Annotated in this window: 8 protein-coding genes; 2 read left to right on the forward strand and 6 right to left on the reverse strand. The window is 69.4% G+C overall.

All coding sequences use genetic code 11. The features are described 5' to 3' along the window. Positions 1-75: 75 nt before the first annotated feature. The 3 genes from FNH08_RS37665 to FNH08_RS37675 form a co-directional block, all read right to left on the reverse strand. Complete coding sequence (locus FNH08_RS37665; protein ID WP_152776027.1) at positions 76-2,010, reverse strand: S53 family peptidase; 1,935 nt, start codon at positions 2,008-2,010, stop codon at positions 76-78. Between the two features lie 228 nt (positions 2,011-2,238). Next, the gene (locus tag FNH08_RS37670) at positions 2,239-2,859 is read right to left on the reverse strand and encodes a DUF305 domain-containing protein (protein WP_152776028.1); all 621 of its coding nucleotides are present in this window, start codon (positions 2,857-2,859) and stop codon (positions 2,239-2,241) included. A gap of 24 nt (positions 2,860-2,883) precedes the next feature. Beyond that, positions 2,884-3,543 (reverse strand): DUF3105 domain-containing protein, encoded by a 660-nt coding sequence (locus tag FNH08_RS37675; RefSeq protein WP_152776029.1) that lies wholly within the window; start codon positions 3,541-3,543, stop codon positions 2,884-2,886. Positions 3,544-3,730: 187 nt separating this feature from the next. Here FNH08_RS37675 and FNH08_RS37680 point away from each other — a divergent pair, with 187 nt between their 5' ends. Further along, on the forward strand, positions 3,731-4,177 hold the full coding sequence (locus FNH08_RS37680) for an RrF2 family transcriptional regulator (protein WP_152776030.1): 447 nt from the start codon (positions 3,731-3,733) through the stop codon (positions 4,175-4,177). Here FNH08_RS37680 and FNH08_RS37685 read toward each other — a convergent pair. Next, positions 4,174-5,367: a globin domain-containing protein gene (locus FNH08_RS37685; protein ID WP_152776031.1), complete on the reverse strand. Its 1,194-nt coding sequence runs from the start codon at positions 5,365-5,367 to the stop codon at positions 4,174-4,176. The two genes, FNH08_RS37680 and FNH08_RS37685, sit on opposite strands and share 4 nt — an antisense overlap. A gap of 322 nt (positions 5,368-5,689) precedes the next feature. Here FNH08_RS37685 and glnA point away from each other — a divergent pair, with 322 nt between their 5' ends. Further along, on the forward strand, positions 5,690-7,051 hold the full coding sequence (gene glnA, locus FNH08_RS37690; RefSeq protein ID WP_152776032.1) for a type I glutamate--ammonia ligase: 1,362 nt from the start codon (positions 5,690-5,692) through the stop codon (positions 7,049-7,051). A 148-nt stretch (positions 7,052-7,199) separates the two neighbouring features. Here glnA and FNH08_RS37695 read toward each other — a convergent pair whose 3' ends face one another. Both FNH08_RS37695 and FNH08_RS37700 read right to left on the reverse strand, forming a co-directional pair. Next, positions 7,200-7,643 carry a VOC family protein gene (locus FNH08_RS37695; RefSeq protein WP_152776033.1) on the reverse strand — a complete coding sequence of 148 codons (444 nt, stop codon included), beginning with the start codon at positions 7,641-7,643 and terminating at the stop codon, positions 7,200-7,202. 23 nt (positions 7,644-7,666) lie between these two features. Continuing rightward, positions 7,667-8,182: a pyridoxamine 5'-phosphate oxidase family protein gene (locus FNH08_RS37700; RefSeq protein ID WP_152776034.1), complete on the reverse strand. Its 516-nt coding sequence runs from the start codon at positions 8,180-8,182 to the stop codon at positions 7,667-7,669. Between the last annotated feature and the right edge of the window lie 126 nt (positions 8,183-8,308).

Raw genomic sequence — 8,308 nt, forward strand, 5'->3', positions numbered from 1 at the left:
GGGTAGGGGCGGCGGGGGCGAGAAACGAGAAGGGCGCCCCCACACAGGAGGCGCCCCACACGTGCCCGGAGCCCGTCAGCGACGGTACGAGTCCACGTAACCCTTGGCGGGCGAGCCCACCCCGGTCACGTCGTCGTAGCCGCGCACGGCCTGCAGCGAGCTGTCCTTGCCGAGGGTGCGGACCGAGGTGGCGAGACCGTCGGTCGCGTCGTAGCCGTTGACGAAATCGACGCGGGCCACGGCGAGACCGCTGCCCGTCGGGTTGTCGGTCACGTCGTGGTACGCGGGCGAGCCGTAGCGGGCGTAGATCGCCGGGTTGGCGAACCCGATCGCCTTGCCACCGCGCGCCTCCTGCGCCAGCGCCTGGACGGCCGCGACGACCGGCGCGGCCAGCGAGGTGCCGCCGATGCGGTACTCGCTGTACGCCTGCCCGCCCTCCGGGAGCGTCTGGGTCTGGCCCACCAGGAACCCGGTGTTGGGGTCGGCTATCGCCGAGATGTCCGGCACCGTCCGCATGGCGGTGGCACCGTTCGCCTTGGCGAGCGCGTCCGGGACCACACCCTTCTGGTACGAGGGCTGCGAGACCGTCGCGCTCGTGCCACCGCCCGCACCCGAGGTGAACGCGCCGGGGAAGCCCGTCCAGCTCTTGCCATCGGCCGACAGCGTGGCCTTGAGCGTGCCCCAGCCGGTCTCCCACAGGTACTTGTCGCCCTTGCCGACCGCCAGCGACGTACCGCCGACGCCCGTCACCCACGCCGAGTTGGCCGGGGTGTCGACCTGCTTCGTACCGGTGTTGGCGACCTCGTCGCCGTTGTCACCGGAGGAGAAGTAGAAGCCGATGCCCTCGACCGCGCCGAACTGGAAGACCTGGTCGTAGGCGGCCGCGACGTCGGTCGTCTCGGCCGACTCGATGCTGCCCCAGGAGTTGGACACGATGTCGGCGAGGTGCCCGTCGACGATCTTGCCGAGCGAGTCGAGCAGATCGTCGTCGTAGCAGGACGCAGCGCCCACGTACGTCACGTTCGCGGCGGGCGCGACCGCGTGCACGGCCTCGACGTCGAGGGTCTCCTCGCCGTACCAGCCGGACGCCCCGCACTCGTCGGTGTGGACGTACTTGTTCGGCAGCACCTGGCGCAACTGGTCGCTGCGCCAGGCCGCGTCGCCGTGCTTCTTCGCGTAGGTGGCCGCGTCGAAGGCGATCGTCGGCGAGGCGTACGCGTCGGTGATGGCGACCCGCACCCCCTTGCCCGTGCGGGTGCCCGCGCCGTACGCGGCCCGCAGCTGCTGGCCCGTGTAGCCCTTGACCGCGTACGGGATCTTCGAGCCGTACGCGTTCGGCAGCGTGCTCGCGACGTTCGAGCCGTAGTACGAGGAGAACGGCCCGGCGTTGCGGAACACGGTGTCCGGAGGCGGCAGTTGGTCGTCGTGGGTGGCCTTGTGGGGCGCGTTGTCCAGGCCGGTGACGGTCAGGACGGCGCCGTTCAGGCCGGCCGGGACCGAGGCCGTGGCGACGGGCGCCCGGTAGGTCTTGCCACTCTTGGTGTAGTTGTGCAGCTGGGTGCCGAACGCCTTCTCCGCGGCGGCCACGTCACCGGTGACGGTGACGTAGTGCTTGGTGACCCCGGTGACCTTCAGGCCGGCCGACGTCAGCCAGGACTTCACGGCCTTCACCTGCGCCGTGGTCGCGCCGAAGCGTGCCTGCGCCTGCTTGGCGGAGAGGTACTTCCCGTACGAGGCCGAGTCCGGGTCGGACACGGCCTTGGCGTACGCGGTCAGCCCGGCGGCGTCGCGGCCGGCGAGGTAGACCCGGGCGGAGACCCCGGAGCCGTTCGAGGTGGCACCCTTGTCGGCCTTGGTCGTGGCCCACGTGGGCTTGGTGCCCTTGAGCACGTCCCGGGCCGGGCCGTCGGCGTGGGCCGCGGGTGTGCCGAGCGCCAGCGCGCCGGCGAGCAGGGGCAGTGTCGCTGCCAGGCTCGCTCCGGCGCGCACCTTGGCGCGCTTTGATCTCATAGAACCCCCTGAGTGCGGTTCGTCGCGAGTGATCACTCGACGGTGGCCACTCTCGCGACGAACCGTTCATGCCAGGGGAATGCCAGGGCATGGGCTGGGCCAAGAAGCCCTCAAGTAAACGTATGGGAGCCCAAAGAACCGTATGGGCGAGGGATTTCCCCCTGTCAGCCACAGAGGGAAAAGGGCGGAACGACAGGGGGACGACAGAGGGATCACCCTAGGACACACCTAGCGGGCCGTCGCGCCCCGCTCCTTGAGCATGTCGGCCATGAGCTGGATCTCCGACTCCTGGCCCTCGATCATGCCCTGCGCGAGCCTCTTCTCCACGCCGACCGTGCACTTGGAGACGCAGCCCTCGGCCATGTGGATGCCGCCCTGGTGGTGGTCGGTCATCAGCTGGAGGTAGAAGATCTCCGCCTGCTTGCCGTTCAGCTTGCCGAGCTTGGCCATCTCGGCGTTGGTCGCCATGCCGGGCATCAGGGAGCCGTCCTTGCCGGAGGCCATGTCACCCATGCCCATCCACGTCATGGGCGCGTCCGACGACACCTTCGGCAGCCCCCACAGATCGAGCCAGCCGATCATCATGCCGCGCTGGTTGGCCTGGGTCTGTGCGATGTCGTACGCGAGCCGCCGCACCTCCACGTCGTCGGTGCGGTCGCGGACGATGTACGACATCTCCACGGCCTGCTGGTGGTGGACCGCCATGTCCCGGGCGAAGCCCGCGTCCGCGGAGTCCGCGGTGGGCACCTTGGTCGCCGAGTCGTCCCCGTCGGCGACCGCGTACGTGATCGCCCCGGCCGCGACGAGCACCGCCGCGGCACCGGATGCGATCCAGCCGATGTGCTTCATCTTCCCCACTGTGCCAGGCCGTTGCTACGAGATGCCGTTGGTGCAGGCCGCACCCGGCTCCGGGGTCTGCTTGCCCTGCACGTACGTCTCGAAGAACTTGTCGACGTTCGGGTCGCTCGCACTCGTCACCGTGCGCTGGAAGCCCCACGCGCTCAGCATGATCGGGTCCTTCTGGTCGTCGACCGGGCTCATCAGCGAGTACGGGGTCTTCTTGACCTTCTCCGCCAGGGCCTTGATGTCGGCGTCCGAGGCCTTGCTGTTGTACGTCACCCACACCGCGCCGTGCTCCAGGGAGTGCACGGCGTTCTCGTTCTTTATCGCCTTGTCGTAGACGTCCCCGTTGCAGTTCTGCCACACCGGGTTGTGGTCGCCGCCGACCGGGGGCTCCATCGGGTACTTCACGGACTTGGTCACGTGGTTCTGGGTCAGCTTCGCCGACCACTTCTTCACGCCGTCCTTCTCGGTGACGAACTTGCCCGAGGTGGCCTTGGCACTGCTCGCCGCGTCGCTGTCGTCGGACTGGGAACGTATGAGGACCGTGCCACCGACGACGAGACCGGCGACTATGACCACGCTCGCGCCGATGGTGAGGATGCGGTTACGGCGCTCGCGGGCGCGCTCGGCGCGCCGCATCTCCTCGATACGCGCCTTGCGCGCCGCGGAGCTGCTCTTCTTGGCGGACATGTGGATGAGTCCTTATGGGGATGGGACGGTCGGGTCCGCTGATCGTAATGTGAACAGAGGTGGGATTTGCAGGGTGGTCCCAGGAATGGCCGTGGAATGGCCGGGGGAGTGCCCGTGCCTGGTCTTCCCCCGACCTTCCCCCGACCAATAAGTTGAACCCCGGATGCACATTATTTACGCTTCCGGCATGCGGCTCCTGCGCTCCACCGACCTGGCCCTGCGCGTCCTGATGCGGCTCGCGGTCGCGGGTGAGGGTACCCCGACGACCCGCCAGGTCGCCGGGGACATGGATGTGCCCTACACGCACGCGGCGAAGGTCGTCGCCGAGCTCCAGCACATGGGGCTGGTGTCCGCGCGGCGCGGACGGGGCGGGGGCCTCGCGCTCAGTGAGAAGGGGCGTACCGCGTCGGTCGGTGCCGTCGTCCGCGCCTTCGAGGGGGACGGCGACGTCGTCGACTGCGAGGGCGCCACGCCGTGCCCGCTCGCTTCCGGATGCCGTCTGCGGGGCGCCCTGCGGCGGGCCCAGGAGGCCTTCTACGCCTCGCTGGACCCGGTGACGGTGGCGGACGTGGTGGCGTCACCGACCGGTCCGATCCTGCTGGGGATCTCAGCCACACCCCAAGGCACGTCCTAGCCCTGGGCCAGCCAGAGGTCCGGTCCGAAGACCTCGTAGTGGATGTCGGCGGGTGCCACGCCCCTGCCGATCAGCTGGGCCCGTACCGCACGCATGAAGGGCAGCGGCCCGCACAGGTAGGCGCGCGTGCCGGAGGGAATGTCGAGCGAGGACAGATCCGCCAGTCCCTTGTGGTCGGCCGGGTGGCCGGGCTCCGGCTGCTCGTACCAGACGTGCACGGAGGCGTCCGGGAGCTTCGCCGCGAACCCCTCGTGGTCGGCGCGCAGGGCGTGGTCGGCGGGCGAGCGGTCGGCGTGCACGACGGTGACCGGGGCGTCGTGCCCGGAGATCACGAGCTGCTCCAGCATGGCGATCATCGGCGTGACCCCGATGCCGGCGGAGGCGAGCAGCAGGGGTGCGTCGGTGTCCTGGTCGAGGACGAGGTCGCCGTACGGGGCCGACACGCGCAGCCGGTCGCCGACGCGCACGCGCGCGTGGAGGTGGTTCGAGACCTCACCGTCCGGCGTGCCGCCGCCGTGGACCCGCTTCACGCCGATCCGCAGCGTGCCTGACCCGGCCGCGCCCACCACGCTGTACTGCCGTATCTGCCGGGCCCCGTCCGGGAGCGCGACCTGCACGGACACGTACTGCCCGGCGCGGTGGGCGGGCACGGGTGAGCCGTCGGCGGTGCGCAGTTCGAACACGGCCACGTCATCGGTCTCCTGGACGCGTCCGACGACCTCCCACTCGCGCCATCCGCCCCCGGCGCCGCCCTCCTCGTACAGCCGCCGCTCGATCGCGATCAGCGCGTTCGCCATCAGCCAGTACACCTCGTCCCACGCGTCCGCGACCTCCTCCGTGACGGCTTCGCCCAGTACCTCGGCGAAGGCGGCGAAGAGGTGCTCGTGGACGACGTCGTACTGCTCCGGGGCGATGCCCAGGGAGGCGTGCTTGTGGGCGATGCGGCGCAGCATCGCGTCGGGCCGGTCGTCCGGGTGCTCGACGAGATGGGTGGCGAAGGCGGCGATGGAGCCCGCGAGGGCCTGGCGCTGGGTGCCGGCCGCCTGGTTGCCGCGGTTGAAGAGGTCGCGGAGCAGCTCGGGGTGGGCTGTGAACAGCCTGTCGTAGAAGCGCGCGCTGATCTCGCCGATGGCCGCGGCGACGGCGGGGAGGGTGGCGCGCACGGTGGCGGCGGACTGTTCGGACAGCATCGGGACTCCTCGGGCTCGGCTGCTCCGTTACCGAGCAGTAGGATATTAAAACTTGCATCTGAGATGCAAATTAAGGAGGTTGGGGTGCTGGAGGGGGAGGTCGAGGAAGGGCCTGGGCATTACAGATGCGGGACCCAGCAGGCACTATGGGCTCAGAGCCGTTCACCTGCCGTACGCGAGGCGTTCGTGCCGAGGTCGGTCGGCCGATCAAGGTCCGCAACACGCATGAAATGGTGTTGTGGTGGGATGCTCAGGTGCCGGACCGTTTCCCGTGGTTTGGGAGTAGGCGGCCTGACCAGCAAGGATTGGGTGGAAGCTAGACATGGACAAGCAGCAGGAATTCGTGCTCCGCACGTTGGAGGAGCGCGACATCCGGTTCGTACGCCTGTGGTTCACGGACGTGCTGGGCTTCCTCAAGTCCGTGGCCGTGGCCCCTGCCGAGCTGGAACAGGCCTTCGACGAGGGCATCGGCTTCGACGGCTCGGCCATCGAGGGCTTCGCCCGCGTATACGAGTCCGACATGATCGCCAAGCCGGACCCCTCCACCTTCCAGGTCCTGCCCTGGCGCGCGGAGGCCCCCGGCACGGCCCGTATGTTCTGCGACATCCTCATGCCGGACGGCTCCCCGTCCTTCGCGGACCCGCGCTACGTCCTCAAGCGCGCCCTCGCCCGCACCTCCGACCTGGGCTTCACCTTCTACACCCACCCGGAGATCGAGTTCTTCCTCCTGAAGGACCGCCCGCTGGACGGCTCGCGCCCGACTCCGGCCGACAACTCGGGCTACTTCGACCACACCCCGCAGAACATCGGCATGGACTTCCGCCGCCAGGCGATCACCATGCTGGAGTCCATGGGCATCTCGGTCGAGTTCTCCCACCACGAGGGCGCGCCGGGCCAGCAGGAGATCGACCTGCGCTACGCCGACGCGCTCTCCACGGCCGACAACATCATGACGTTCCGCCTGGTCATGAAGCAGGTGGCGCTGGAGCAGGGCGTCCAGGCCACGTTCATGCCGAAGCCGTTCTCCGAGCACCCGGGCAGCGGCATGCACACGCACCTCTCGCTCTTCGAGGGCGACCGGAACGCGTTCTACGAGTCGGGCGCCGAGTACCAGCTCTCCAAGGTCGGCCGTTCTTTCATCGCGGGCCTGCTCCGGCACGCGGCGGAGATCGCCGCCGTGACGAACCAGTGGGTCAACTCCTACAAGCGCATCTGGGGCGGCTCGGAGCGCACCGCGGGCGCGGGCGGCGAGGCCCCCTCGTACATCTGCTGGGGCCACAACAACCGCTCGGCCCTGGTCCGCGTCCCGATGTACAAGCCCGGCAAGACGGGCTCCGCCCGCGTGGAGGTCCGCTCGATCGACTCCGGCGCGAACCCGTACCTGGCCTACGCCGTCCTGCTGGCCGCCGGCCTCAAGGGCATCGAGGAGGGCTACGAGCTCCCTCCGGGCGCCGAGGACGACGTCTGGGCCCTCTCCAACTCCGAGCGCCGCGCGATGGGCATCGAGCCGCTGCCGCAGAACCTCGGCGAGGCGCTGTCGCTGATGGAGCGCAGTGACCTTGTCGCCGAGACGCTCGGCGAGCACGTCTTCGACTTCTTCCTGCGAAACAAGCGGCAGGAGTGGGAGGAGTACCGCAGCGAGGTGACGGCGTTCGAGTTGCGGAAGAGCTTGCCCGTGCTCTGACGCTCCGCTGAGGGCCGGTTTGAGCGGTGGGTTCGCTGCTGCCGGTTTTCTGATGCGGGTTCGTTGTGGTTGCTCGCGCCCACGCGGCGGAGCCGCAAATCGACACAGCCCCGCGCCCCTGAAGGGGCGCGGGTGTGCGGAGCCCCTACTACTGCTGTGCCGCCAGTTCCCTCAGGAGTTCGTGCAGGGGCTTGTCCACGCGTTGGCGGTACTCCTGGATGGCCCAGCCGTTGCCGTCCGGGTCCTTGAAGTACATGAACGTGGCGCCGTCGGCGGGGGCGTACTGGACGGGGTCGGAGACTTCGAGGCCGCGCTCGACGAGTTCGGCGTGGGCCGCCTTGATGTCGGGGACGCACAGTTGGAGGCCCTGGTACGAGCCGGGCGCGGGCCGCGGGCCCTCCATGGTCTCCCAGATGGTGTCGCCCAGAGCGATCGAACAGCCCGAGCCCGGGGGCGTCAGCTGGACGATACGCATCCCCGGCATCACCTCCTGGTCGATGTCGACGTGGAAGCCGACCTTGTCCCGGTAGAAGTCCCGGGCCCGGTCGATGTCGCTGACGGGCAGGGGGATCACTTCGAGCGTGTACTGCATCGCTGTCCTCCGAGTCGCCGGTCTCAGTCGAACCGCCAGCGGGTCTGGCTGAACGGCTCCCCCTTACCGAAGCCGAAAACGCGGCGGGGCGCCACCGAGAAGACGACGGCTTGTCCCGCGCCGTGGTGGAAGTGACCGTTCCGTACCTCGAAATGCCAGAAACTGCCGTACTTGGCTTCCCAGGCCGCGGCCAGCTCGCGCAGTCGGCCGTCGTCGGTGACCCGCACCGCCTCGCCCTCCACCACCAGGTCGTAGCCCCTGTCCCAGGTGTTCGTGCCGGTGGTGAGCACGACCTGCGGGTTCTCGGCGAGGTTCCGGGCCTTCCGCTCCTCGGGGCCGGTGCAGAAGTGGAGCGCGCCGTCCGCCCAGACCGCGGGCAACGGTGTCACGTGCGGGCGCCCGTCCGGCCGTACCGTCGAGATCCAGAACAGCTCGGCCTCGATGATCATCGACTCGGCCTCCGGCCAGGGTGGGGCGGTGGCTTCCTCGCTGCTGTAGCGGGTGTCGAGCTGGGTGTGTGGGGTGATGGTGCCGGCCATGGGTGCCTCCCACGAAGCGATTCGTCTGCCGGGTTCTGTCTGTGGGCGGCTACGGGTCCGTCGTGGCTGGTCGCGCAGTTCCCCGCGCCCCTTGAAAGCCGGGGTGCGCCCGAGCGCTTCAAGGGG

This window comes from Streptomyces spongiae (assembly GCF_009377185.1).
Lineage (GTDB): Bacteria > Actinomycetota > Actinomycetes > Streptomycetales > Streptomycetaceae > Streptomyces > Streptomyces spongiae.

Coding starts and splice junctions, on each gene's coding strand:
- glnA (WP_152776032.1), top strand. CDS start 5,690: ATGGACAAGCAGCAGGAATTCGTGCTCCGCACGTTGGAGGAGCGCGAC.
- FNH08_RS37675 (WP_152776029.1), bottom strand. CDS start 3,543: ATGTCCGCCAAGAAGAGCAGCTCCGCGGCGCGCAAGGCGCGTATCGAG.
- FNH08_RS37665 (WP_152776027.1), bottom strand. CDS start 2,010: ATGAGATCAAAGCGCGCCAAGGTGCGCGCCGGAGCGAGCCTGGCAGCG.
- FNH08_RS37695 (WP_152776033.1), bottom strand. CDS start 7,643: ATGCAGTACACGCTCGAAGTGATCCCCCTGCCCGTCAGCGACATCGAC.
- FNH08_RS37700 (WP_152776034.1), bottom strand. CDS start 8,182: ATGGCCGGCACCATCACCCCACACACCCAGCTCGACACCCGCTACAGC.
- FNH08_RS37670 (WP_152776028.1), bottom strand. CDS start 2,859: ATGAAGCACATCGGCTGGATCGCATCCGGTGCCGCGGCGGTGCTCGTC.
- FNH08_RS37685 (WP_152776031.1), bottom strand. CDS start 5,367: ATGCTGTCCGAACAGTCCGCCGCCACCGTGCGCGCCACCCTCCCCGCC.
- FNH08_RS37680 (WP_152776030.1), top strand. CDS start 3,731: ATGCGGCTCCTGCGCTCCACCGACCTGGCCCTGCGCGTCCTGATGCGG.